The organism is Geothrix paludis, from assembly GCF_022808815.1.
Classification (GTDB): Bacteria; Acidobacteriota; Holophagae; order Holophagales; family Holophagaceae; genus Geothrix; species Geothrix paludis.
On record NZ_JAKZLC010000001.1, the window covers coordinates 527,875 to 552,644 of the forward strand.

The 24,770-nt window shown below is 66.6% G+C and carries 26 protein-coding genes and 1 tRNA gene; 12 read left to right on the plus strand and 15 right to left on the minus strand.

Annotated features, from left to right (window positions below; all coding sequences use genetic code 11):
• Positions 1–39 precede the first annotated feature (39 nt).
• Positions 40–537, plus strand: a complete 498-nt coding sequence (locus tag MLE64_RS02430) for a YajQ family cyclic di-GMP-binding protein (protein WP_243293633.1) — start codon at positions 40–42, stop codon at positions 535–537.
• A 10-nt stretch (positions 538–547) separates the two neighbouring features.
• On the plus strand, positions 548–1,543 hold the full coding sequence (locus MLE64_RS02435) for a polyprenyl synthetase family protein (protein ID WP_243315448.1): 996 nt from the start codon (positions 548–550) through the stop codon (positions 1,541–1,543).
• 10 nt (positions 1,544–1,553) lie between these two features.
• Here the strand turns inward: MLE64_RS02435 and MLE64_RS02440 are convergent, their stop codons facing one another.
• Together MLE64_RS02440 and MLE64_RS02445 are read right to left on the minus strand one after the other, a co-directional pair.
• Positions 1,554–2,909, minus strand: a complete 1,356-nt coding sequence (locus MLE64_RS02440) for a TPR end-of-group domain-containing protein (protein WP_243315450.1) — start codon at positions 2,907–2,909, stop codon at positions 1,554–1,556.
• A gap of 195 nt (positions 2,910–3,104) precedes the next feature.
• Positions 3,105–4,586 (minus strand): type IV pilus twitching motility protein PilT, encoded by a 1,482-nt coding sequence (locus MLE64_RS02445; RefSeq protein ID WP_243315452.1) that lies wholly within the window; start codon positions 4,584–4,586, stop codon positions 3,105–3,107.
• 101 nt (positions 4,587–4,687) lie between these two features.
• Between MLE64_RS02445 and sucC the strand changes: the two genes are divergently transcribed.
• From sucC to MLE64_RS15675, 6 genes are all read left to right on the plus strand, one after another.
• Complete coding sequence (gene sucC / locus MLE64_RS02450; RefSeq protein WP_243293637.1) at positions 4,688–5,845, plus strand: ADP-forming succinate--CoA ligase subunit beta; 1,158 nt, start codon at positions 4,688–4,690, stop codon at positions 5,843–5,845.
• A gap of 43 nt (positions 5,846–5,888) precedes the next feature.
• Positions 5,889–6,761 (plus strand): succinate--CoA ligase subunit alpha, encoded by an 873-nt coding sequence (sucD, locus tag MLE64_RS02455; protein ID WP_243286236.1) that lies wholly within the window; start codon positions 5,889–5,891, stop codon positions 6,759–6,761.
• Positions 6,762–6,842: 81 nt separating this feature from the next.
• A complete protein-coding gene (locus MLE64_RS02460) occupies positions 6,843–7,499 on the plus strand; it encodes a PepSY-associated TM helix domain-containing protein (protein WP_243315454.1) in 657 nt (218 codons plus the stop codon).
• 27 nt (positions 7,500–7,526) lie between these two features.
• The gene (locus MLE64_RS02465) at positions 7,527–7,943 is read left to right on the plus strand and encodes an acyl-CoA thioesterase (RefSeq protein ID WP_243315456.1); all 417 of its coding nucleotides are present in this window, start codon (positions 7,527–7,529) and stop codon (positions 7,941–7,943) included.
• A gap of 18 nt (positions 7,944–7,961) precedes the next feature.
• Positions 7,962–8,840 (plus strand): radical SAM protein, encoded by an 879-nt coding sequence (locus tag MLE64_RS02470; protein WP_243315458.1) that lies wholly within the window; start codon positions 7,962–7,964, stop codon positions 8,838–8,840.
• Entirely contained in the window at positions 8,840–10,060 is a 1,221-nt protein-coding gene (locus MLE64_RS15675) for a CapA family protein (protein WP_279342853.1), read from the plus strand. The genes MLE64_RS02470 and MLE64_RS15675 overlap by 1 nt, the downstream gene beginning before the upstream one ends.
• Here MLE64_RS15675 and MLE64_RS02480 read toward each other — a convergent pair.
• The 5 genes from MLE64_RS02480 to MLE64_RS02500 all read right to left on the minus strand — a co-directional run bounded on the left by MLE64_RS02480 (position 10,057) and on the right by MLE64_RS02500 (position 14,360).
• On the minus strand, positions 10,057–10,614 hold the full coding sequence (locus MLE64_RS02480) for an HD domain-containing protein (protein WP_243315459.1): 558 nt from the start codon (positions 10,612–10,614) through the stop codon (positions 10,057–10,059). The genes MLE64_RS15675 and MLE64_RS02480 overlap by 4 nt on opposite strands.
• An 8-nt stretch (positions 10,615–10,622) precedes the next feature.
• A complete protein-coding gene (locus MLE64_RS02485; RefSeq protein ID WP_243315461.1) occupies positions 10,623–11,453 on the minus strand; it encodes a tRNA pseudouridine synthase A in 831 nt (276 codons plus the stop codon).
• 2 nt (positions 11,454–11,455) lie between these two features.
• The gene (locus MLE64_RS02490; protein ID WP_243315463.1) at positions 11,456–11,854 is read right to left on the minus strand and encodes a response regulator; all 399 of its coding nucleotides are present in this window, start codon (positions 11,852–11,854) and stop codon (positions 11,456–11,458) included.
• Positions 11,855–11,885: 31 nt separating this feature from the next.
• Positions 11,886–12,737, minus strand: a complete 852-nt coding sequence (locus tag MLE64_RS02495; protein ID WP_243315465.1) for a PHP domain-containing protein — start codon at positions 12,735–12,737, stop codon at positions 11,886–11,888.
• Positions 12,738–12,836: 99 nt separating this feature from the next.
• A complete protein-coding gene (locus MLE64_RS02500) occupies positions 12,837–14,360 on the minus strand; it encodes a cellulose synthase family protein (protein WP_243316787.1) in 1,524 nt (507 codons plus the stop codon).
• Positions 14,361–14,486: 126 nt separating this feature from the next.
• Here MLE64_RS02500 and MLE64_RS02505 point away from each other — a divergent pair, with 126 nt between their 5' ends.
• The 4 genes from MLE64_RS02505 (at position 14,487) to MLE64_RS02520 (ending at position 18,498) form a co-directional block, all read left to right on the plus strand.
• Positions 14,487–16,388 carry a serine/threonine-protein kinase gene (locus MLE64_RS02505; protein ID WP_243315491.1) on the plus strand — a complete coding sequence of 634 codons (1,902 nt, stop codon included), beginning with the start codon at positions 14,487–14,489 and terminating at the stop codon, positions 16,386–16,388.
• A 243-nt stretch (positions 16,389–16,631) separates the two neighbouring features.
• A complete protein-coding gene (locus MLE64_RS02510; protein ID WP_243315493.1) occupies positions 16,632–17,201 on the plus strand; it encodes a hypothetical protein in 570 nt (189 codons plus the stop codon).
• A gap of 152 nt (positions 17,202–17,353) precedes the next feature.
• Positions 17,354–17,854 (plus strand): ankyrin repeat domain-containing protein, encoded by a 501-nt coding sequence (locus MLE64_RS02515; RefSeq protein ID WP_243315495.1) that lies wholly within the window; start codon positions 17,354–17,356, stop codon positions 17,852–17,854.
• A gap of 122 nt (positions 17,855–17,976) precedes the next feature.
• Positions 17,977–18,498 (plus strand): hypothetical protein, encoded by a 522-nt coding sequence (locus MLE64_RS02520; protein WP_243315497.1) that lies wholly within the window; start codon positions 17,977–17,979, stop codon positions 18,496–18,498.
• A 190-nt stretch (positions 18,499–18,688) separates the two neighbouring features.
• On the opposite strand, the gene MLE64_RS02525 is transcribed toward MLE64_RS02520, so the two are convergent.
• From MLE64_RS02525 to MLE64_RS02560, 8 genes are all read right to left on the minus strand, one after another.
• Positions 18,689–18,763, minus strand: a tRNA-Gln gene (locus MLE64_RS02525).
• 64 nt (positions 18,764–18,827) lie between these two features.
• Positions 18,828–19,187, minus strand: coding sequence for a SpoVG family protein (locus MLE64_RS02530; RefSeq protein ID WP_243315499.1), 360 nt, complete (start codon positions 19,185–19,187; stop codon positions 18,828–18,830).
• Positions 19,188–19,239: 52 nt separating this feature from the next.
• Positions 19,240–19,905, minus strand: coding sequence for a purine nucleoside phosphorylase YfiH/LACC1 family protein (locus MLE64_RS02535; protein WP_243315502.1), 666 nt, complete (start codon positions 19,903–19,905; stop codon positions 19,240–19,242).
• A 4-nt stretch (positions 19,906–19,909) separates the two neighbouring features.
• On the minus strand, positions 19,910–20,746 hold the full coding sequence (locus tag MLE64_RS02540) for a serine hydrolase (protein ID WP_243315504.1): 837 nt from the start codon (positions 20,744–20,746) through the stop codon (positions 19,910–19,912).
• An 81-nt stretch (positions 20,747–20,827) separates the two neighbouring features.
• Positions 20,828–21,730 carry a UbiA family prenyltransferase gene (locus MLE64_RS02545; protein ID WP_243315507.1) on the minus strand — a complete coding sequence of 301 codons (903 nt, stop codon included), beginning with the start codon at positions 21,728–21,730 and terminating at the stop codon, positions 20,828–20,830.
• Entirely contained in the window at positions 21,727–22,515 is a 789-nt protein-coding gene (locus MLE64_RS02550; protein ID WP_243315509.1) for a DUF116 domain-containing protein, read from the minus strand. Before MLE64_RS02550 ends, MLE64_RS02545 begins: the two co-directional genes overlap by 4 nt.
• Positions 22,512–23,978 carry an MlaD family protein gene (locus MLE64_RS02555; RefSeq protein ID WP_243315512.1) on the minus strand — a complete coding sequence of 489 codons (1,467 nt, stop codon included), beginning with the start codon at positions 23,976–23,978 and terminating at the stop codon, positions 22,512–22,514. The genes MLE64_RS02550 and MLE64_RS02555 overlap by 4 nt, the downstream gene beginning before the upstream one ends.
• Positions 23,975–24,766, minus strand: a complete 792-nt coding sequence (locus tag MLE64_RS02560; RefSeq protein WP_243315515.1) for an ABC transporter ATP-binding protein — start codon at positions 24,764–24,766, stop codon at positions 23,975–23,977. The genes MLE64_RS02555 and MLE64_RS02560 overlap by 4 nt, the downstream gene beginning before the upstream one ends.
• Positions 24,767–24,770: the final 4 nt, after the last annotated feature.

The following is a 24,770-nucleotide window of genomic DNA, read 5'->3' on the forward strand; positions in this document are numbered from 1 at the left end:
GGCGCTAGTCTGAAAGGTGTATCCCTGTGAGGAGTGCCCATGGCCAGCGAATGCTCTTTTGATGTGGTGTGCAAGGTGGACCTGGACGAGGTGAAGAACGCCGTGTCCCAGGCCATGAAGGAGATCGGCCAGCGCTACGACTTCAAGGGCTCAGTGTCGAAGATCGAGCTGAAGGATGACAAGGTGCTGGTGCTCAGCAGCGATGACGAGGTGAAGCTCAAGGCCGTCATCGACGTCCTCCAGACCAAGCTCCACAAGCGGGGCGTGAGCATCCGCAGCATGACCTACGGCAAGATCGAGCCCGCCGCGAAGGGCAGCGTCCGCCAGGAGGTCACCATCCAGCAGGGCATTCCCGTGGAGAAGGCCAAGGGGCTCATCAAGGCGCTGAAGGATTCGAAGATCAAGGTCCAGGCCAGCATCCAGGGCGACCAGCTCCGGGTGAGCGGGAAGAGCCGGGATGATCTGCAGGAAGTCATCGCCCTCTTCAAGAAGGACGATCAGGGATTGGACCTGCAGTTCACCAACTACCGGGGCTAGGAGTTCTTCGTTGAGCCGACTCGACCTCTCCCGCTACTTCCTCCCCATCGCCCCCAAGCTGGCGGGTGTGGAGGCGGAGCTCCAGCGCATCCTCCAGAGTGACGTGGAGGTGGTCCAGAAGCTGGCCGACCATGTCCGGGGCGGGCAGGGGAAGCGCCTGCGGCCGGCCCTGGTGATGCTGGCGTCGCGGTTCTGCGGCGTGCCCAACGATGAGGATGTGCGCTTCGGCGCCGTCTTCGAGCTGATCCACACGGCCACCCTGGTGCATGACGATGTCATCGACCATGCCCAGCTCCGTCGGGGCATGCCCACCCTCAACCGGTTGTGGGGCAACACGCTGACGGTATTGTTCGGCGATCTGCTCTACCTTGTGGCCATGAACGAGGCCATCGCCGGACGCAGCTGGCGGATGATGGAGATCTTCGCGGAGGTCACCACCCGCATGATCGAGGGTGAGCTGATCCAGAACGATGTGCTCTTCAAGCTCGATACCAGCCGCAAGGACTACTTCGATATCCAGGAGCGGAAGACGGCGCTGCTGTTCAGCGGCTGCACGGAGACGGGCGCCGTCCTCACGGGCCGGAGCGAGGAGGAATGCGTCGCCATGCGCCAGTATGGCCTCGAAGTGGGCCGGGCCTTCCAGCTGGTGGACGACCTCCTGGACTACACCGCCACCAGCGAGCAGCTGGGCAAGCCGGCCTTCAGCGACCTGCGCGAGGGCAAGCTCACCCTGCCCATGCTCACCCTGCTGGAGAAGGCCCCGGACGAGGCCCGGTCCCTGGTCCGGACCATCTGGGATCGGGGCGAGGAAGTGCCCATCCCGCCCGACGAAGAGGCCCGGCTCCGGGATCTCATCACGCGGCATGACGCGCTCTCCGAAACGAGGGAGCTGGCGCTCAAGGCCTCCCGGAACGCCGTCGTCCAGGTGTCGGCCGTGAAGGGGGACGACGCCACCGGGGGCCTGCTGCGGGAGATCCCCGAGGCCCTGCTATCGCGGAGCATGTGAGGTCCCCCGCTCAGTCCCCGAGGCGGACCATCAGATCCTGGAACCGCGGGTGCGACCGCACGGAATCCAGGTCGCCGTCGTGGAGGAACCAGCCCTTCTGGGTCAGGCCGCCGGCCACCGCGCGTTCAAGGCAATCCAGACTCTCCTCCGGGGCGTCAGCCAGGGCGTGGATGCAGCCCAGGTTGTAGAGGAGCATGGGGTCGTCGGGGTCCAGGCTCCGGGCCATCCGGGCCCAGGTCAGGCCCTTCTCCCGATCGCCCAGCGCCACCAGGGCGTTGGCCCCCAGGTAACGGGCCCGCACATCGTCGGGCACCCGCTCCAGGCGCTCCTCCACCAGGGCGAGACCGGATCTGCGGGCGCGTTCCGCCTCATCCTCCAGGCCCAGGCTGTGGTAGACCTGCGCCACGAGCAGGATCGCCTGGAAGTCTTCCGGACGGAGGGCCGCCGCCCATTCGAAGAACTCGATGGCCCGCTCCGGCTTGCCGGTGGCGAAGCAGTGGCGCGCGTAGAAATAGGCGGCCTCGTAGAGGTTGGGGTCCAGCCGGAGGGCCGTCTCGAAGGCCTCCTCCGCCTCGTCGGCAAGGCCGGCCGCGGAGAGGGCCACCCCCCGGGAGGCGTGGGCCTCCGCCAGGCCGGGATCCAGTTCCAGGGCCTTCCGGCTGCAGGACTCTGCCAGCTCCCTCTGCGTCTCGGCGCGATCGAGGTAGATGTAGCTGTAGGCCGCGCAGTTGGCCAGGCCTGCCCAGGCGGAAGGGAAGGCCGGGTCCAGGTCCAGGGAATGCCGGAACATCTGGGCGGCGAAGCCCATGCCCTGGCGGCTGAAGCGGAAGTAGTACTGGCGGCCCCTCAGGTAGTAGTCGTAGGCGTCCAGTCCCACCGCGTGCCGGGTATGCCCAGGGGCGGGCACATGCAGGGCCGAGGCCACGCAGCGGATGACATCGTCGAGGGTGGCGAAGAGCTCCTGGCGGCTGAAGACATAGGGCTTGGCCCAGGTCACCTTGCCCGATTTCACATCCACCAGGGTCGTGTTCAGGGTCAGGAGGGTCCCCTCCTGCATGAGCGTGCCCGCCAGGATGGCGGTGGCGCGCAGCCGCCGGCCGACCTCCGCGGGCGAGAAGGGTGAGTCTCCATACCGGAAGGAGGTGGTCCTGGACATGACCTGGAGACCTTCGATCCGGTTGAGACCCTGAAGCACCTCATCGGCGGTGCCCTCGCCGAGGTGGTCGTCGACGCCGTCTGGCCGTGGATTCAAGAAGGGAAGGACCGCGACCACCGCCACCCCTCTCCGCGCTTTCGGATGGAGCAGGGGCCCCTTCGTGGCGGCCGATCCATATGACCGGGGGGACTTGCCCAGGTGCTGGGTCATGTTCCACCTCCAGGACAGATGTCATGGCGTGCGGATCCAGGCGTGCTGGATACATCATTATGAATCAAGGAGACTTTTGGCGTGTCTCCATCGGCGGGACCGGAAACCGGAGGCCGGGGTGGATGGACACACGCGCCCTCACCCGCAGGTGGTACCCAGCATGGGATGCAGGTTCAGCCGCGCAAGGGGAGGGCTCTAGCTCTCGACTTCCCCCAGCCGCAGATCGAACGGGATCCCGGCCCGTTTGCAGGCCGCGATGAAGCTCTCCTTGTCGGGGCACTTGAGGTAGGCCTCCATGGGCTCCACCTTCTTGTCCTTGATGAGCTCCACCAGGGCATCGTTCATGAGCCTCTGGCCGTAGCTCCGGCCCGTCTGCATGGCGCTGGGGATCTGGAAGTTCTTGCCCTCGCGGATGAGGTTGGCGATGGCGGGGCTGATGAAGAGGGTCTCCAGGGCGGCGATGCGGCCACCGCCGATCTTCTTGAGCAGGGTCTGGCTCACCACGCACTTGAGCGCGTCCGCCAGCATCACGCGGATCTGCTGCTGCCGGTCCGCGGGGAACTGGTCCACGATTCGGTCGATGGTGCCGATGGCGCTGCTGGTGTGCAGGGTGCCGAAGACCAGGTGGCCCGTGATGGCGGTCTCCAGGGCGATGGCGATGGTTTCCAGGTCGCGCATCTCGCCCACGAGGATGATGTCGGGGTCCTCGCGCAGGGCCGCGCGGAGGCCGTTCTTGAACCCGTCCGTATGGGTTCCCACCTCGCGCTGGTTCACCAGGCACCCTTTGCGGGGGTGCACGAACTCGATGGGGTCCTCGATGGTGAGGATGTGGTCGTGGCGCTTCTGGTTGGCCAGGTCGATGATGGCCGCCAGGGTGGTGGACTTGCCGCTGCCCGTGGGACCGGTCACCAGCACCAGGCCCTTGGAGAGGTCGCAGAGACGCCGGATGGGATCGGGGAGGCCCAGCTTGTCGGGGTCGGGGAGCTGGTTCGGGATCACGCGGCAGACCAGGCCGGGGCCGACGCGATCCATGAAGTAATTCACGCGCAGGCGGCAGCCGCCCGCCTCGTAGGCGTACGCGAAGTCCGCGTCGTGGTGTTCCTGGAAGTGATGCCAGGCCGCCGGAGTCGCCAGGGCCTCCATCATCTCCAGCAGGGTGGCGGGTTCCAGGCGGTCGAAACCCTCCATTTCCTTCATGTCCCCGTGGACGCGGACCAGGGGGGGTTCCATGGACGTGCAGTGGAGGTCGGAGCCCTGCTTCGAGAGAAGCGCCGAGAACAGGCGCTCCGCCAGAGGATGGCCCTGGCTCCGCTCGGACCGCAGGGGTGAGGCCGCCGGAGCGGGCGGGGGGGCGGCCGGACGGGGAGGTACCGGACCCAGCCATTCCGCGATGAGGACGGGGATCCCACCTTCCCGATCCAGCCGGATTCCGAAGGTCTGCCCGTCCAGCTCGTGCTGGAACTGGGCCTTTCCTTCCATCTGCCAGGAGGCTTTGAGGTCTCCGGGAACCACTTCGCTGGCCAGGACCTCCACCATCAGCGCGGGGAGGGGGTTGGGCAGGAGGTCCATGGCCTCGCCGGTCTTGAGCTCGAGGCGGGGTTTCTGGTCGGCCACCAGGTGGAGGCGGCGGCCTCCGCGAGCGATGACGTGGGACAGCAGCCGGTCGATCTGGGGCATGGACAGCTCCTGCTTAAAAGGATGCCACGAGTCACAGCCTTCAGGGTTCGGCCGCGCCGGCCCGGGCGGTAGACTGGAAGGCGACCTTTTCGGGAGTGAGCATGAATATCCACGAATACCAAGCCAAAGAGCTGCTGCGGCAGTACAAGGTGGCCACGCCCGACGGGAAGGTCGCCCAGGACGCTGAAGAGGCCCGCATGATCACCAAGGAGTTCGGCGGAGCCAGCGTCGTCAAGGCGCAGATCCACGCCGGCGGCCGTGGCAAGGGCGGTGGCGTGAAGTTCGCGACGGATCCCGACAAGGCCGCCGAGCTGTTCAAGGCCATGATCGGCATGCAGCTTGTCACCAAGCAGACTGGCGCCGAGGGCCGCAAGGTCCGCACGGTGTTCATCTCCAAGCCCATCGATATCGAGCGCGAGCTCTACCTGAGCTTCCTGGTGGACCGCGTCACCAGCCGGGTCACCATCCTGGCCTCCACCGAAGGCGGCGTGGAGATCGAGGAAGTGGCCGAGAAGACCCCCGAGAAGATCGTCAAGGTCGCCATCGATCCGGCCCTGGGCCTCAGCGGCTTCCAGGCCCGCCAGGTGGCCTTCGCCCTCGGCCTCGAGGGCGACGCCTTCAAGAAGGGCGTGGTCTTCCTGCAGAACCTGTACCGCCTCTTCGTGGAGAAGGACTGCTCCATGGTGGAGATCAACCCGCTGGTCGTCACCAAGCAGGGCGACGTGACCGCGCTCGACGCCAAGATCGGTTTCGATGACAACGGCCTCGTCCGCCACCCGGATGTCCTGGCCTACCGCGACCTCAACGAGGAAGCGGAAGAGGAAGTGGAAGCCAGCAAGTACAACCTGAACTTCATCAAGCTCGATGGCAGCATCGGCTGCATGGTGAACGGCGCGGGCCTGGCCATGGCCACCATGGACATCATCAAGTACTGCGGCAGCTCCCCGGCCAACTTCCTGGACGTGGGCGGCAGCGCCACCGAGGACGCGGTGAAGAACGCCTTCCGCATCATCCTCCAGGACAAGTCCGTGAAGGCCGTGCTGGTGAACATCTTCGGCGGCATCATGCGCTGCGACATCGTGGCCTCGGGCATCGTGAACGCGGCCAAGGAGATCGGCATCAAGGTGCCGGTGGTCGTCCGCCTCGAAGGCACCAACGTCGAGGAGGGCAAGAAGATCCTCGCGGAAAGCGGCCTGAACCTCATCGTCGGAGCCGACCTGAAGGATGCCGCCGAGAAGGTGGTCGCCTCCATCAAGTAGGTCCATCCACGGAACCTGGAATCACATTTTCGAGAGGTATGACATGGCTGTTCTCGTGGGCAACCACACCAAACTCATCGTCCAGGGCATCACGGGCCGCGAAGGCCTCTTCCATGCCAAGGGCTGCCGCGACTACGGCACGAACGTGGTCGGTGGCGTGACTCCCGGCAAGGGCGGCACGGAGATCGAAGGCTTCCCCGTCTTCAACACCGTCAAGGATGCCGTCGCCAAGACCGGCGCCAACGCCACCATGATCTTCGTGCCCCCCGTGGCCGCGGCGGACGCCATCCTCGAAGCCCTCGACGCGGGCATCGAGCTGGTCGTCTGCATCACCGAGGGCATTCCCGTCCTCGACATGGTCAAGGTCAAGCGGGTGCTTCCCAACTACCCCAAGAGCCGGCTCATCGGCCCCAACTGCCCCGGCATCATCAGCCCCGGCCTGGCCAAGATCGGCATCATGCCCGGCCGCATCCACAAGCAGGGGAACGTGGGCGTGGTCAGCCGCTCCGGCACCCTGACCTATGAGGCCGTGGGCCAGCTCACCGCCCTTGGCATCGGCCAGAGCACCTGCATCGGCATCGGCGGCGACCCGGTCAGCGGCACCAGCCACATCGACGCGCTGGAGATGTTCAACAACGACCCCGACACCCACGCCGTCATCATGATCGGCGAGATCGGCGGCAGCGCCGAGGAAGACGCCGCCGCCTGGGTGAAGGCCAACATGAAGAAGCCCGTGGTGGCCTTCATCGCCGGCCAGACGGCCCCTCCGGGGCGCCGCATGGGCCACGCGGGCGCCATCATTTCCGGGGGCAAGGGCACCGCCGCCGAGAAGATGAAGGCCCTCACCGCCGCGGGCATCACCGTGGTGCAGAGCCCCGCCGACATGGGCAAGGCCCTGGCCGAGCGGTTGAAGTAGCCCTTCGATCCTGACCGGAACAAGGCGGCCCCTCGGGGCCGCCTTCGTTTTGCGCCTTCACGGAGCAGGCTCGGAGGCTGCATGATGACTGTCATGACGCCAAATTCTGGTTCCCGATCCGAATCCCGCCGGAGCGCATTCCTGCGCCATCTTCGGCGCTTCCATGCCTGGGTGGGCCTGAGCGGAGCAGCCTTCGGCCTGCTGTTCGGATTGACGGGGTTCCTCCAGAACCACCGCGCCGTCATGAAGATCGAGGCGGGACAGGTGGAGGCTCACAAGGTGCAGCTGGAGCTGGACCAGCCGCCGGCGACCATCGAGGACCTGGCGGGCATCCTCGCCACCCGGTTCGGGGTTCCCATGAGCCGCATCCGGTCGCGGGTGCTGCCTCCCAAATCCGCGCGGTTCGGCGGCCAGGACGTGAAAGCCTCCGCCCAGTGGTTGATCCAGGTGGGAGGCCATGCCCACTTCTCCCGCGCCATCTACCTGCCGGGCAACCGGACGGTGGAGGTGGAGCGGAGCGATGCGAACGTCGTCGAGACCCTCCAGCGCCTGCACAAGGCCGAGGCCGGACAGACCGGTTGGATCCTGCTCACGGACTGCTTCGCGGGAGCCCTGGTCTTCCTTGCCCTGAGTGGGACGCTGCTCTGGACCCGGCTGGCTGGCCCGCGCCTCCTGTCCGCCATCCTGGCCCTGGGTGGTCTGGTCACGGCCATCCTCGTCGCCTCCAGGGCCTGGTAGCGCCGCTATGCTGGGGACGGAGGGCACATGCTGATATCCAGAGAGATGGTCCTGGACCAGGACATCGGCCTCAACGCCACGCTGTTCGGCGGCGACATGATGTCCCGCATGGACAAGGTGGCGGGGATCACCGCTTCGCTCATGTCCCGGAACCGCCGGTTCCTCACGCTCAAGGTCTCCGAGCTGGTCTTCCACAGCCCCGTGAGGGCGGGGGAGATCATCGAGTTCTATGTGGGCATGACCCGGCAGGGGCGCACCAGCATGACCTTCCAGATGGAGGTGCAGGTCTACCAGCCGGTGACCGATGCGAGGCGGGCCGTCACCAGCGGCGAATTCGTCATGGTGGCCGTGGACGAAGGGCAGCATCCCGAGCCCATCCTGTGGAAACCCGAGGCGGTCCAGGCCGCCGCGGAGGCCCACCGGGCCCGGAGCGGCCAGGCCTGAAGGGCGTATCCTGGTGGCATGACGGATCTCATCAAGGCCCATCTGGATCACCGCCGCGTCTGGCGGGATTTCGACTATTGCTACCCCGTGATCTCACGGCGGAGCCGCGGGGTGAGCCTGGGCGTGAACCTGAACCCGGACAAGGTCTGCAACTTCGATTGCGTCTATTGCGAGGTGGACCGGCTCACGCCCGCCAAGCGGAAGGATCTGGATCTGGACCTGCTGGACAAGGAGCTGGGCCTGCTGCTGGACCTGGCCACCAGCGGCGAGATCTATGGTATCCCGCCCTTCGATTCGGCCCGTCCCGAGCAGCGGCGGCTCAACGACATCGCCTTCAGCGGCGACGGCGAGCCCACCACGGCCCGCGAGTTCGCCGAGGTGGTGGCGAGGGTCGCCAGCCTCAAGAAGCAGCGCGGCCTCGACCTGGTTAAGCTCGTTCTCATCACGGATTCCAGCCGCCTGCAGGCCCCCGAGGTGGTGAAGGGCCTGGAGACGCTCATGGCGAACCAGGGCGAGATCTGGGCCAAGCTCGACGCAGGCACCGAGGCCTTCTACCGCGAGATCTGCCGCAGCCAGGTGCCCTTCCAGAAGATCCTCGACAACCTCCTGGCCACGGCCCGGCGCTGGCCCATCCTCATCCAGACCCTCTTCCTCAGCTGGAAGGGGCAGGGGCCCTCCGCCGACGAGGTGGCGGCCTACTGCGACCGGCTGGAGGCCATCCTGGCCCAGGGCGGCCGGCTCCGGGCCATCCAGCTCTACACGGTGGCGCGGCCCACGCCGGAAGCCGAGGCCCGCCCCCTGTCCCGGCAGGAGATGGATGACCTCGCGGCGCAGGTGGGCGCCCGGCTGCCCAGCCTGCCGATCGAGGTCTACTACGGGCCGGAGGCCTGGGGCTGATGCGCTCCCGAGGGTCTTTCGCCGCCGCGATCCTGGCGGCGGGGCTGGGCACCCTGGTGGGCTGTCGTTCCCGCCGCGTGCCCCCACCGCCGCCACCTCCGCCGCGCCTCCGCCTGGTGGCCGTGGGGGACATCCTCATGCACCAGGACGTCAAGGCCTCCGCAGAGCATGCGCCGCAGGGCTTTCCGGCGCTCTGGGCGGATCTCGTGCCCCTCTTCCGCGGCGCGGACCTGGCCTTCGGCAACCTGGAGACGCCCGTGGCGCCGGCCACCGGCCGTCCCGGCGTGCCCTTCCAGTTCAATGCCCCGGCGACCCTGCCGGGGGCCCTTCGGGCAAGCGGATTCACCGTGCTCTCCACGGCCAACAACCATGCTTTCGACCAGGGGATGAAGGGCGTTCGCGAGACCCTGGACCGCCTGCGGGCCGAGCAGTTGCTCGCGGTGGGCAGCGGGGAGGACCGGCCCAGGGCGGAGGCGCTCCAGATCGTCGAACGGCAGGGGCTGAAGGTGGCCTTCCTGGGGTTCACGGACATCTTCAACGTGAACCTCGACCGTAAGGCCACGGAACCTTGGGTGCGTCCCCTGGACCTGGAGCCCGCCGTGGCCGCCGTGCGGGAGGCGCGCTCCCGGGCCGACCTGGTGGTGGTGAGCGTCCACTGGGGCAACGAGTACCAGCGCCAGCCCACCAAGCGCCAGCGGGATATCGCCAGGCGGCTGGTGGAGGCCGGCTGCGACGTGGTGCTGGGCCACCATCCTCACGTCCTGCAGCCCGCGGAAATCATGGAGGCGGGTGGCCGCAAGGCCCTGGTGGCCTATTCCCTGGGCAACTTCATCAGCAACCAGGACCGCATGTACCGGGCCGACCTGTTCCCGGTGGCGGGGGGCGATAGCCGCGACGGCGCGGCGCTCCAGGCCATCTTCGAGCAGCGCCGGGACGTGGATGGGCGGACGCATGTGGCCCTGTCGGAGGCCTCCTTCGAGCCTCTGTGGACCGAGAACAACTGGGGAGCCCCCGCCGCGAAGCGGGAGATTCGGGTCATCCGGGTGGCCGCGGCCGAAGCCCGGGCACGCGCCGAAGTGGAGGCCCTCTCGATGCCTCAGGAGGGCCCCGGGGCCCAGGCCCGCCGGGCAGCACTGCTGGAGAAGCAGGAATACCTCCGGACGCTCATCCTCCGGCGCCGGCGCATCGCCGAGACCCTGGGCGAAGCCTTCGTCCGCTAGGCCAGGCCGAGTTCCCCGCGGTTCTGATGCAGCACGGCGATGATGCGGGCCAGGTGCTCCTCCTCAGTGCCTCCGACGGCCTCCTGGAGCATGCGGAAGCCCTCGGCCACCTCGAAGCGGTCCACGCCCGCGGCGAAGGCCTTGTCCTTGAGCTTCTTCTTCACGCTCTTCGGCTCCAGGCCCTCGGTGCGGGTGGGGCGCACCAGGGCGCAGGCCATGACGAAACCCGTGATCTCGTCCGAGGCCAGCAGGGCCTTGTCCAGCAGGTGGTCGTAGGGGACGTTCCAGCGGGTGTAGTGGGCGCTGATGGCGTGGGCCAGCTCCGTCTCGCCCCGCTCGCGGAGCCAGGCGACGATGCGCTTGGGATGCTCCTCTGGCCAGCTGTCGTAGTCCGCGTCGTGCAGCAGGCCCGCCAGGCCGAAGCGCCCGGCGTCCTCTCCCAGCTTCTCGGCCAGGTCGCGCATCACCAGTTCCACGGCCCGGGCATGGGTCCGCAGCTTCTCGGAGGGCGTCCACTGGCAGAGCAGGGTCCAGGCTTCATCGCGGGTGAGCATCACGGGCCTCAGTAGATGGGGATGGCCGGGCTGAGCGGCGCGGGTTCGGGATCCCCGGGATAGCGCACGGATTCCAGGAACAAGCCGGAGGCCGGGGCCGCCTTGGCCGCCCAGTACAGGTTCGCCGCCTCGGTGGGCGCATGGAGATCCTCCAGCACCCGGCGAGGTTCCTCTTCGCCCAGGGCGCAGGCCACAGAGGCGCCGACCATGCGCCGCACCTGACGGCGGAAGAAGTGGGTGGCGCGGACCCGCAGCAACACGAGGGACCCCGATTCGGCGACCTCGCAGCGGAGGATCCGGCTCAGCCCATCCTCCTCGGCGTCCAGGTCCGCGAAGGAGCCCAGGTCCTGGTCGCCTTCGAAGGCGGTCCAGGTCTTCCGCAGCCGGTCCAGGTCCAGGCTGCGCTTCACCCACCAGATCCATGGCTTGCCGAAGGCGCTGCGCCGCCGGCTGATCTGGTAGAGGTAGGTGCGGTCGACGGCGTCGAACCTGGCGTGGAAGCGCGGCGCGCAGGACCGGACGTCACGGATGGCGATGTCCTGGGGCAGGGTGGCGTCGAAGATCCTTCGCAACTCGCCGGGTCGCGGCGCGCCTTTGGTCTCCAGATGCAGGTGGGCGACCTGCCCCAGGGCGTGCACGCCGGCGTCCGTGCGCCCGGCGCCGCCCAGGTAGACGAGCCGCAGGCCCGCTTCGTGGATGGCGTGCTCCAGGCTGCCCGCCACGGTGCGGACGCCTTCGCGGGTCTGCTTGGGGCCTTGCTTCTGCCAGCCGTGGAAGCGGCTGCCGTCGTATTCCACCAGCAGGCGGAATGCGGTGTAGGGAACGGGTTTCGCAGCCACCTTCAGTCTCCGGCGACGGATTTCACCGCCTCGATGAGGGCCGCGGGATCGTGGATCGGCTTCGAGATGTAGCCTTCCGCGCCCGTCAGCTCCAGGTACTTTTCCCGGTCTCCGAACATGGCGTGGGCGGTGGCCAGCAGCACGGGGATCCGACGGGTGGCTTCATCCCCCTTGAGCAGCTTGGTGATGAAGATCCCGTCCACCTTCTGGCCCTGGTAGCTCGAGCGGGAGAGGCTCACGTCCATGATGATGGCCTTCAGGTCGGCCTCCCGGGCGAGCCGGAGGATCTCATCGACCTCCTCCGACACCAGCACCTCGTAACCGCCCTTCTTGATCAGCACGGTCTGGATGAACTTGATGTTGATCGGGTCGTCCTCCACCAGGAGGATGCGCTCTGCCATGGCTGCCTCGTTTTCTCCAGCCTATCGGCAATCAGCGGTAAGTTCCCTCTTTTTGCTGTCTTTCCAGGTCGTCCAGGAGGCTGTCCGGCACCTTGAGCCCGCCCCGGCCCGCGCCCAGGCGCAGACCCGGTTTGTTGGCGCCGTGGTAGTCGCTGCCGCCGGTGACCACCATGCCGAGGCGCGCCGCCAGGGCCACGAAGTGCTTCTGCTCCGCCGCCCGGTATTCGCCGTAGTAGCCCTCCAGGCCCTCCATGCCTTCGCGCTGGAGATCCTTCATGGCCTCGTCCCAGCGGAAGGAACCGCCCGCGAAGCGTCCCGGATGAGCCACGACGGGGACGCCGCCGGCCTCGCGGATCCAGCGAGTCGCCTCCGCGGGGCTCAGCTCCTCCCGCGGCACGAAGCCCGGGCAGTCGTCTCCGATGAGGCGCTCGAAGGCCTCCGGCGCCCGCTTGACGAAACCCCGGGCCGCGAGGGCCTTGGCGAAATGGACCCGGGAGATGAGAGGGGTCTCGGCCTGGGCCCGGACATCTTCGTAGGTGATGGGGCAGCCCAGCTCGGCCAGGCGGGCGAGCATGCGGCGGTTGCGGTCATCCCGGCGCGACCGCAGCTCGTCCAGGCGGCCCTGGAACCGGGCGTCGGCGGGATCCACCAGGAGGCCCAGCACGTGCAGGGAGCGGCCCAGGAAGCGGCAGCTCAGCTCGGTGCCCACCAGGAGGCGCACCTTCACTTTCGGCTGCATGGCCAGGAACTCCGGGATGCCGCCCAGGGTGTCGTGGTCCGTGAGACAGAGGGCCGTCAACCCGGCTTCCTCGCCAAGCAGCGCCAGGCGCTCCGGTGTATCAGTGCCGTCCGAGTGGAGGGTATGGCAGTGGAGATCGATCAATGGGGTACCAATTGTGGATGGGCTCGCCCCGGGGACGCCTCCGGCACGGACCGGAACGAGGACCCGGGGCGGGGCAGGGCCCCAGCTCGAAAGCTCGCGCTACTGGACGAAGTTTGAGGCGCTCTGGGCGTCGTCCACGGGCTCATCCATGGCCAGGCGGCGGAACAGCTTCACGTCGGCCAGGGACAGGATGCTCATGTAGGAGAAGCCGCTGAAGAAGAGCCAGAGGAAGGGCACGGAGGCCCACTTGCGGATGTAGATGGCCACGAAGAGGGCGGCGAAGTAGTAGATCGCGAAGCCCAGCTCCAGGAAGGTCAGCAGGCTCTTGGGCACCTTGTAGGCCCGCTTGGTGACGGACTTGCCATTGGCGTCCACGCCGTACTTGGGGGTGCGCTTGAATTCCTTGTCGTCCGTGAAGAAGCCTTCCATCACGGCCTTGGCCTGGTTCAGGGCGAGGCCGATGCCCAGGCCCATGAGGCCGGGGATGTACTTCAGGCGGGTCTTCCAGCCGGTGTTGTCGGTGAGTTCCTTCTGGGAGAGGCCGAAGTAGAGACCCACGCTCACCGCGTTCAGCAGGAAGAAGGGGCCGTCCGTGAGCAGCAGGACGTGCATGGGCGTCCCGGCCCGGAAGACCATGCTCGGCACCATGATGATGCTGAGGATCACCATCAGGATGTAGTTGCAGTTGGCGGTCAGGTGGAACCAGCACTCCAGCTTGGTGTGCAGGCTCTCGTCGGACTTCCAGATGGTCTTCATGAGCTTGCGGATGACCTGGGCATTGCCCTTGGCCCAGCGGTGCTGCTGGCTCTTGAAGGCGTTGACCTCCACGGGCAGCTCGGCGGGGACGACGAGGTCCTTGAGGTAGACGCCCTTCCAGCCCTTGAGCTGGGCGCGGTAGGACAGGTCCGCGTCCTCGGTGATGGTGTCGTGCTCCCAGCCGCCCGCGTCGGCGATGGCGGAGACGCGCCACATGCCAGCGGTGCCGCTGAAGTTGAAGAAGGCATGGGAGCGGTGGCGGGCCGTGTGCTCGAAGACGAAGTGCCCGTCGAGCAGGATGGCCTGCACCTGGGTCAGGAGGGAGAACTCGCGGTTCAGGTGGGCCCAGCAGCCCTGGACGAAGGCCACCTTGCCATCGGCGAAGTGGGGCACGGCCTTGCGGAGGAAGTCCTCGGTGGGCAGGAAGTCCGCGTCGAACATGGCCACCAGCTCGCCCTTGGCGACCTTGAGGCCTTCCGAGAGGGCGCCGGCCTTGAAGCCCGTGCGGTCCGTGCGGTGCAGGTAGTGGATGTCGAAGCCCAGGGCCTTGTAGCGGTCCACCACGGCGCTGGCCACCTTGACGGTCTCGTCCGTGGAGTCGTCCAGCACCTGGATCTCGAGCTTCTCCTTGGGCCAGTCCATCTTCACGACGTGGTCCATGAGGCGCTCGATGACGTTCATCTCGTTGAACACCGCCAGCTGCACGGTGACCACCGGCAGGTAGGTCGCGTCGCCCACGGGCTGCGGCACGTCCTTCTTGTGGCGGTAGTAGAGCAGCAGCATCCAGAGGCGGTGCGCCCCATAGATACTCAGGATGGTGAGCAGCGTGAAGTAGGTGCCGAGCACGATGGTCTTGACGACTTCCATCACGGAATAAACCTCCCACGGTCCGGGCCAGCGGACCTGCCGTTATTGTGCCATGGGGAGTCGGAAAAACCACGAAAAACATGACAATCTACCACTTCATCCCGATGCGTCCGGTAGGATGCTGGCATGGCCGACCTCGACAACTTGAACCTCCCCAGGACCATCGGTCGCTACCAGGTCCTCCGCCTCCTGGGCTCGGGGGCCATGGGCAGCGTGGTGCTCGCCGAGGATCCCCGCATCAAGCGGAAGGTGGCCATCAAGCTCATGAAGCTGGATGCGGTGCGGACTGAGGCCGACCAGCACGAGCACCTGATGCGCTTCCAGCGTGAGGCCGAGGTGTCCGGCCTGCTGAACCACCCTGGCATCGTGGCCATCTACGACGTGGGCGAAGAAGAGGGCCATGGCCCCTTCCTGGCCATGGAGTACGTGCCCGGTAAGCCCCTGGACGGGCTGATGAAGGAAGGCGGCCCGCTGCCGAACAAGGAGAAGCTCCGCATCGCCGCGGGTATCGCCGAAGCGCTGGACCACGCCCATGCCAAGGGCATCGTCCACCGGGACGTGAAGCCCGGCAACGTCATGGTGGGCGAGGACGGGCGCACCAAGCTCATGGACTTCGGCATCGCCAAGCGCGAGGACGCCAGCCTTACCCAGACGGGCACCTTCCTCGGCACGCCCAGCTACGCCAGCCCTGAGCAGATCCGCGAAGGCAAGGTGGACAGCCGCTCGGACATCTTCAGCTTCGGCGTGCTGGTCTTCGAGCTGATGAGCGGCCAGTCCCCGTTCCCCGGCACCTCCATCAACACCATCCTCTACCGCATCGTCAACGAGCCGCCCGTGGAGGTGCAGCCACCGGTGCTGGGCGTCCTGCCCGACGGCTGGCACCGGGTCTTCGACAAGGTGCTGTCCAAACGCCCCGAGGACCGCCACCCCACCTGCACGGCCTTCGTGCGCGACCTGCTGGACGCCGTGACCGACATCGCCAAGGAGGACCGCCGCGAGCTTCTGGGCGTCCTCAAGATGAACGGCGAGGCGCCCATCCCCGCGATCCGCTCTACCGCCTACGACGAGACCATGGTGGTGGCCCGTCCCGAGCCCCACGGCGCCGGCCGGATCTGGATCGCGGCGGCCGCCGTGGCGCTCCTGGCCGTGGGTGGCTGGTTCGCGTTCCGGGGCCAGAAGGCCGCCCGCCTCCAGATCAATTCCCAGCCCACAGGCGCCAAGGTCTTCGTGAACGATCTGGCCGTGGGCGCCACGCCCATGAATCAGCCCCTCCAGGCGGGCGACACCCTGCGGCTCGAGCTCAAGGGTTTCCGGCCCCTGACCTATGCCTTCAAGCCCGGCGAGGCCCCGCCCGTCTTCCCCCTGGAGCCCATCATCAGTGAGGAGGTCATCGATTCCGTGCCGCCCGGGGCCACGGTGGTGCTGGATGAGAAGGCCCAGGAGGGCCTGACGCCCCTCAAGGTGCGCTGGAACCAGGGCCAGCCCCACCGCCTGACCCTCACCAAGGAGCAGCTGGGCTTCGCCTCGGACTTCGCCCCCGGCGAGGTTCCGGCCGGCCGTGCCTTCGAATTGAAGGAGGCCACCACCGCCGACACCCGCCAGGAGCCGGCCCTGGACCCCAACGCCCCCGGAACCCTCAAGCTGGCGGGCGCCTTTGGCGTGCGCGTGAAGGTGGATGGCAAAGACATGGGCGACCTGGCCCCCGGGGCCAAACTGCCCCTGCCTCCCGGCGCCCACAAGGTGGAGCTTACCAGCGCCCGGCACTACTTCAGGGACAGTCGGAACCTCAGCGTCACCGCCGGCCAGACCCTGCCCCTGAACCTGCCCGCCCTCGCCACCCTCACCGTCGAGACCTTCCCCGGCACCGGCAAAGTCCTCGTGGACGGCCAGGACACCGGCATCGAGAGCGACGGCAGCGGCGTCAAGCTCGCCGAAGGCCGCCACACCATCACCGTCCGGGGCCCCAAAGGCACCAAGAGCGAGACCGTGGAGGTGCGGGGGGACAAGGGGTTGAGGTTCCCGCTGTGAGCTGAGGGAAGGAAGATGGGCCTCGGGCCTTCTGGGATTCTTTCAATCGTCATTGCTATTTCCTATCTGTAGTCGTTCACACCCATTCAGCTCATTTAGTCTGTCCACGTCACCTACTTATTTATCGGTATTGTAGTTATTTCGGCATTTATGTATATTTGTAAATTAAATTGAGGTGGTTTCAGGATTGGATGATACTGCCATCCAATTTATAGTTAGGCACCTTCCAGAGGGCCAATCCAGATGAGTGAACCAATCAAATACTGGCTCATTGGGATTCAATACCTCCGGCTTACGGAGGCTTCATGCGAGGAATTGGTCAAAAGCCAGAATGAGCCAGGTCTTGCATATATTGGATCCGCTGATTGGGAAGACTATTTAGACGCCACAAAATGGTCAGATCATAGTATTGGAATTGCAATCTTATTTAATTTTTTCCACGGCATGGAAGTTTTACTTAAAGGATTTCTCGCCCTGAAGGCCAAGCCATTTAAAAAAAATCACAGGCTTACTCAAATTCTAGATGAATTTGAAATGGAGTATCCAGGTACCCGATTGGCACTACTCATTCGTAAATACACGAAAGAATTGGTCCCATGGTCACCGCTTGCCATGTTTCTCGAAACAAATGGAGTTTCAATTGATGATTGGTACGATGCATTGAAGTACCCAGAGTCTAAAAAGGGACGTACCTATTCACATGTAGATCTGAAATATGGTGGCTTTGATACCCTTCATTTCTGGCGCTCAGTTGGCGAAACAGCCATTCTTCTGCGAAAAGAAGCTGTCGAGCTTTCAAAGGCCCTCCAATGATGTCTCGGCCCAGGTGTCTAACCCCTCGCTCAATCCGGACCCCGCCTGCATTGCATCTCGCTCTGTCAGTCCCCATTCCGCGGCTCAGCTCAGCGCCTTGATGCGAGCGACCCAGTGAGCCCTCTTCGTCAAGCACCCACCATCACCCAGACATGAACTACGACCGCATTCATTCCGCGTTCCTGGAAGGCGACCTGAGGGCGATTCGCAGCGAACTTGGGGATCCTGCCGACTTCCCGAATTCAACCTGGGGGCAATGCGGCGATTACTGCCTTGATTATGCGCTCTATCATTCGCCGATATCTCTGGTGAGAGAGCTCTTGCAACTCGGGGCTGACCCGAATTATCCGGGCTCGGGGTTTCCATCCTTGTTCGCCGCGCTCACGTCCAACCACCAGGATCGATGCGGTCGAATCCAGCTGCTTCTCGATTTCGGCGCAGATATCCAGCAGCGGGGGGTGAACGATTACACCCCCTTGCATTTTGCCGTCTCAAACGACGATGGGGACGCGGTGACGCTCCTGCTTTCCCAAGGTGCGGATGCTTCCGCCCGCACCCACATTGATCACTACGCGACGCCGCTCGAGGAAGGGAGGCGGTTTGGGCATTCCGTGGGCGTCGAGGCCCTGCGTCGGCATGGGGTGCGTTCCTGAACCTTCGGCACGATTAGGGCCGTTCCAACCATTCGGCCCCCAGAAACGACCGTTCGGCGGTTTCTGCTGCTGAGCGACATCGGGTCCGGTTTCATGGGTGAGTCCCGCGAGGAGCCCACCCCGTGCCATTCCTTTCCAGTGACCTCCAGCCGCATCCGGCGCCCGCGCGCGTGGCGGCCTACGCCCCGTGGCTCAGGCCGAAGCGGGCGGGGTGGCAGGTCCCCCTGGTAGGGGCCGCGGCAGACCACGCCCGCCAGGTTCTCCGGTTGGATCGGCTGCCGGAGCTCTCCAGCTTCGAGGCGTTCGAGGAGCACCTTGCCTCCGTGCTGAACAGCGGCGTGTGCGTGTTCTTCGACGGGGCGGAGCCTCTGCTGCTGGCCGGGCAGGGCACCGCGGGCGCCGTGAGCGGCCTGCGGATCGTGATCGGGCTGGATGAACGCGGGGCTTCCCGCTTCCATGTCCTGGGCCCGGGCGTCGATGCCTCCTTCGCCATGGCCGACGGGGCCTTCCTGGCCGGTGAATCCGACCGCCGGCGGATCGACCTGATCCGCTACTGGTACCAGCACGCCAAGCCCCACCTCATCAAAGCCTGGACCGATTCGCGGTCCTTCCAGCCTCCGGTCGGACCTCACGACGCAGCCTAGGGGAGGAAGGATTCCCTCCGCGTCACCCTGCGGGTGACGCTCCGGCCGCAGGGCTGGCTGTGACCTCGGCAGGGGTGCAAGTGAAAGCCCGGCTCTGCCGGGCTTTCACGCAGGGGCCCGGGGGTATGCGCGAAGCGCGCCACTAGACCTCCGCAACGCATGCGTTGCGGAGGGAGCCCCCGGACAGCATTGGTTGGGGAGGAAGGATTCGAACCCTCGGTACGCAGGATCAAAACCTGCTGCCTTACCACTTGGCTACTCCCCAGGCGGAAAGGCAAGCATAGCGCGGGTTCGCGTCCCGCCCAAGCCCTCAGGCCCGGAGCGCGGCCTCAGGAGTTGGTCTTGGGGGTGAAACCGAACTCCTCGACGCTCAGCAGGTCGGGGCGCACCTGGGCGGCTTCGCCGCGCTCGAGGCGGCTGAGGGCGCGGTGGCCGGTGGCGGCCTCATAGGCCAGCAGCACCTTCTCCTCGATCTGCTCGCGGAGAGGGTTGTTCAGAGGATAGGCGATGTCCTTGAAGCTGCCGTCCCGCTTGCGGCGGCTGGGCATGGCCACGAAGTAGCCGTCCTCGCCCTCCACCACCCGCAGGTCGCCCACCAGGAAACAGTCGTCGATGACCAGGGCCGCGAAGGCCCGAAGCTTGTCGTCGCCTTCCACCTTGGTGATGCGGATATCGGTGATGTTGAGCATGGCGGTCCCCGGTCCTCGGCCGCCGTCCTCAGGGGCGGAGCCGATCTCCAGGTTAGCCGATCTCGACCCAGCCCCACTGGCGACCAGTGGTCTCGCCGCGGCGGTAGGAATAGAGCAGGTCAGGGCGGCACATGGTGCAGAGGGCCACGCTGCCTTCCTTTCCGGGATCCAACCCAAGGTCCAGGGCCTGGGCGCGCAGGAACCCGTGCAGGTCGAGGTGGGCCTTGCCGGAAGGGCCCTCGCTGCGCAGGGCCTCGTGCCAGGCGGCGTCCTGCCGGGCGGCTTCGACGACTTCATCGCCCACTTCGAAGTGGCAAGCCAGGATGGCGGGACCAAAGGCCCAGACGAGATCATCCGGGTGCCCTCCCAGGGCGCGGTAGCGTGCCGTGCCGCGGCGCAGGATGCCGCCGCCGGACCCTGGATCCCCATGGCCCGTGGCGCCCCGCCAGCCCGCGTGCAGGGCGGCCGCCCACGGCGTTCCGTCCGCCAACGGGCCGGCCAGCAGCACGGGCACGCAGTCGGCCACGCGCACGCCGATGCGGACGCCGGGCGTGGTGGTCCAGAGGCCATCGCCCTCCACGATCGCATCCGTGGCTTCCACGATGCCGCAGCGATGCACCTGGTTCAGGCGCCGGGAGGGCAGGGCCTCGGGGGGATCAAGGCGGGTGGAGAATCCCCAGCTCAGCGGGAAGGGGGGCCGGACGGATGGGATGAGCAAGGCCTCAGCCCTTGGAGGCGAGCTTGGTTTCCAGCCATGACTTGATGCGGTTGGCGTCGCCCAGCCGCGAGTACTTGCCCCAGGAATCCAGCAGCACGATGAGCACCGGACGGTTGGCCAGCATGGCCTGCATGACCAGGCAGCGGCCGGCCTCCTCGATGTAGCCGGTCTTGGAGAGGCCGATGGTCCAGCGGGGGCTGCGTACCAGGGCGTTGGTGTTGGGGAACTGGATGCTGCGGCGGCCCGACTGGATGGAGGTCTCGGGCCGGGTGGTGAAGTCGCGGATCTCGGGATAGCGGTAGGCCGCTTCCATGATGCGGGCCAGATCGTGGGCGGTCGCCACGTTGCCGGCGGAGAGGCCCGTCGGATCCTCGAAGCGGGCGGCTTCCAGGCCAAGGGCCTTGGCCTTGGCGTTCATGGCCTCCACGAAGGCGGAGAGGCCGCCGGGGAAGGTGCGGCCGAGGGCATGGGCGGCGCGGTTCTCGGAGGCCAGCAGGGCCAGAAGCAGGGCCTGCTCCCGGGGCAGGTGGGTGCCCACGGGCAGGCGCGACTTGCTGTGGCGCAGCATGTCCATGTCGTCCCGGGTGATGGTGAGCATCTCCTGGGGGTCCAGGCGGGCGTCCAGCAGGACCATGGCCGTCATGAGCTTGGTGAGCGAGGCGATGGGCTGGATGGCCCCCGCCTGCTTCTCGATCAGCGCCTGGCCCGTGGTCTGGTCCAGCACCAGCGCCGAGGCAGACTTGAGCGACAGCTTGGTCTGGGGGCGGGAGGCCGCTTGCAGGGCGGCGAGGCCCACGAAGCACAAGATTCCCAGCCTCTGGATTCCCCGTTTGAACCCCATGCCTGCTCCATGAAGATAACGATTGTCGTCACTCGTTCCTAGTTTACTGGATCGAATGGTCGATTCCTTCAGTGAAAATGGTCAGGGCCAGAGCAGGATCAAAAGGCTGAGGTCGGTCACCGCCCAGGCACCCAGGCCCCAGTACATGCCAGTTTCGTGCCGGTGGTCGCTCCAGGCGCGCCAGCCCGCCAGCCAGGGCAGGAGCACGGCCAGCCAGGCGGCCAGGGAGATCCCGAGGGGCCAGAGGTGACGTCCCAGGGCCATGACCGCGGCGCCGAAGAGCAGGTGGGCCACCAGGGCCGCGACCAGGGCCAGGGCGAGGCTCCGCCCCACGCCCACCCGGATCACAAGGGTGCGGTCGCCCCGGCGGGTGTCCTCCGCCACTTGATAGATCTGGGTCATGGGGTACAGGGTGGCGAAGAGGAAGGCGAAGCCCCAGGAGACCCGCAGGATGGCCGCATCGAAGGGCCGCCCCGTGAGGGCCCAGCCCGCCAGGGGCGTGAACAGGCCGAACCCGATGCAGTTGATGAGCAGGTCCCAGCCGGCCCGGGCCTTCAGGCGGATCGGGGGCACGGAATACAGCACGCTCATGACCACGCAGGCGAGGTTGATCAGGGCGAAGGGCCGGGGCAGCAGGAATCCCAGGAGGGCGGAGGCGGCCAGCAGGGCGGACGAGAAGGCCAGGAGGTGCTCGGGGGGCTTCGGCGGCGCCTTCAGGTAGCCGATGTCGCCTTCATCCTTGTCGAAGGCGCTGTTGATGGCCAGGGTGCCGCCGTTGAGCAGGGCCACGAAGACGAGCCATCCCAGCAGCGTGGGCGCGGCTTTCAGGGCCCAGCCAGTGGCCAGCAGTGTGCCCAGCAGGAAGTGGGCCGTCATGATGGGCCATTCCAGGGGCCGCAGATGCAGCACATAGGCCATGGTCCTGGGCCCCAGGAGGCGCAGGAAGAAAGCCCGGATGGGGAAGCCGCGGGCTCCTTCCGTCACGCGATGCCTTCGCGCCGCAGGGCCTGGACTTCGCCGGAGGGACGCCGGGGCTCCACCAGAGTCTCCATGGCGGCCAGCAGGTGGGGCACGCTGAAATCGGTGTCCACGCACATGCCATGGGGCAGGGACAGGGAGATCACATAGCAGGGGATCTCGGGCATTTTCGTGAGGCCCTTGAGCAGCCGGTCCGAGCAGCTAACCGCCACCACCAGATCAGGCCGGTATTCCCGCGCTTCGCGGTAGGCCTTGTGGCTGCGGTTGGTGATGCGGCCTTCCCAGCGGTTCGTCAGCACCAGGTTCATGTAGTCGCCCACGGGGCACAGGCCGCAGTCGTAGCAGGCCTCGAGATCATCGAGGATGCCGGCCTTGCAGCGGGCCATCTGGATGCAGTGGGGGAGGAGGATGAGGGCCCGCCTGGCCCGATGGCTGCTGAAGGCCTCACGGACCTGCTGATTGTTGTAGCCGCAGTAGGAGAGGATCCAGGCGTCCTCCTGCCCGAGCCAGCGGGCGATGGGCCTGAAGGCGTGGGCCCAGATGCTGTCCTGCCGGCGGATCGCCGCCCCGTTCCGGAGGAGGGCTTCGCCTCGCAGGAAGCTGGGCCAGGCCGCGGCGAGGGCGGCCACACCCGCCAGCAGCCACCACCCGCGGCCGGCGGAATGGAGCGCCGCCCCCGCGAACGCCACGGCCGAGACGGCTGTGGGCAGGCCCCTGCGGACCCAGAGGAAGAGCGCGCCCCGTTCGTCCGGCAGAGTGCCGGGCTGAGGCAGGGCGCGGGTTTCCTTCACTTGGAGGCTCCGGCCAGGCCGATGATCTTCTTCAGGTCATCGTCCTTCCAGCGGAGGCCGCCGCCAAAGAAGACCGTGCGAAGGTCCTTGTTGCCGATGTCCTGGACGCCGGCCTGGACGTAGGCGCCCTTCCAGAACTGGTAGCTGGTGGTGAAGCGGTAGCGCGGGTTCGGCTTCTCAGGGCGCTTGGTGAAGTCGTAGGCCAGGACGCCGAGCCGCAGGCGATCGTTGTCCAGGGTGCGGAACTCGACGCCGCCGCCACCCTTGCCTTCCACGATGCCGGCGGAGAAGACGGCCGCGCCCAGACGCTTGGCGAACTGCGCGGATACGGTGAAGCTCTGATCCGTGGTGACGGACCTGGTCTTCTCCAGGACGGTGACGGGCAGGCCGGTGACGGGGTCGAGCTGGGTCACCGTGCGGGTGCTTTCACTCAGCTTCCCGTCGGGCGTGGAGGCGAAGCCCAGCGCGTACCAGTAGTCCGGCTTGGGCGCGATCTCGAGGCCGAGGGCCACGCGGCTGTCGTTGCGCTTGTCCCACTGGGCCGCGTCCATGTCGAGGCGGAACTCCATCTTGTTGAAGCCGCCCAGCAGGCCGTTCACGTTGTCCACCGCCTCGTTGATCTTCTTGATGGTGGTCTCGTCGTTGAGCAGCTTGCCGATGGTGCCCTGGCCGTTGTTGATCCGGTCGGTGAGCACCTTCAGGTTGTCCGCGGTGCCCTGGAAGCTCTGGGCCAGCTTGCGGACATCCGTCATCACGCCCTTCAGCTCGGGCCGGTTCTCCTCGAGGATGGCGTTGAGGTTCTTGCCCACGGTCTCGAACTGCTGGGCCAGCTTCGGCAGCTTGTCCCGCAGGTCGGCGGTGATGGCCTCGACATTGCCCATGGTGTTGTTGATGGCGCTGTGGTTCTCCTGGGCCATGGACCGGAACTCGGCGGTCAGCACGCGGATGTTGTCCACGATCTCGTCGATCTTCTCCCGGCCCTGCTCGCCGCCGATGGACTCGTTCAGGGCCTGGGTGACGCCCTTCACGTTCTTGCCGATCTCGGAGAGGGTCTCCATGAGGTTGTCGAGGCTGACGCCCGCCTTGCTGGGCAGGGGCTGGTCCTGGGGGAAGGGGCCCTTGGCGCTGTGGCCCGCATCCAGATCGATGAACTTCTCGCCCAGGATGCCGATGGAGCCCAGCGACACAAAGGCGTCCGCATAGACCGGCACGGAAGGATCCAGGCCCACCACCACGCGGGCCTTGCCGTTCTCGAGGGCGATGGTGCGGACATCGCCCACCTTCACGCCGGCGATGCGCACGGCGCTCTGGACGTTCAGGCCCGCCACCGAGTCGAAGTAGGTGAACCGCTCGGACTGGTTCTTCTTGCCGCCGATCTCCAGCTTTTCGGAGCGGAAGACCAGCACGGCCAGGAGAAGGATGGCACCCGTGAAGAAGAGGCCGACCTTGGTTTCGGGCTTCATGCTTGGGCCTCCTTGGTTTTTCTTTTTGGCGGGGGCGGGTCTTGAAGGAATGGGCCATCCGCGTCCCCCCGCAGGAACTGCTGGATGACGGGATGCGGGTTCGCCTTGAAGGCGTCCGGCGGCTCGCAGGCGATGCACTCGCCCCGGAAGAGCAGGGCGATGCGGTCGGCGATCTCGAAGGCGGACTTGAGGTCGTGGGTGATGGTGATGGTGGTGACGCCCAGCTCGTGCTTGAGGTCGAGGATCACGCGGCCGATGACGTCGGTCATCACGGGATCCAGGCCTGTGGTCGGCTCGTCGAAGAGGAGGATCTTGGGCTTGAGGGCGATGGCCCGGGCGAAGCCCACGCGCCGCTTCATGCCGCCGGAGAGCTCCGCGGGCTTCAGCTTGTCGGTGCCCTTCATGCCCACCATGGAGAGGCATTCATCCACGCGGGACCGGACCTCCTCCTCGCTGATGCGGAGGTGCCGGCGGAGCCCGAAGGCCACGTTCTCGAAGACGGTCATGGAATCGAAGAGGGCGGCCATCTGGAAGCACATGCCGATGCTCTGGCGGACCTTGAAGAGCTCTTCCCGCTTGAGCTGGGCGATGATCTTGCCCTCGATGGCCACGTGCCCGGCGTCCGGCGTGAGCAGGCCCATGATGTTGCGGAGCAGCACGGTCTTTCCCGTGCCGGAGCCGCCCAGCACCACGAGGCTCTCACCCTCCTGGACCTGGAGGTTCACGTTGGACAGCACGACCTTCGGACCGAAAGCCTTGGACAGGTTGACGACGTCGATCAGAGCCATGCCG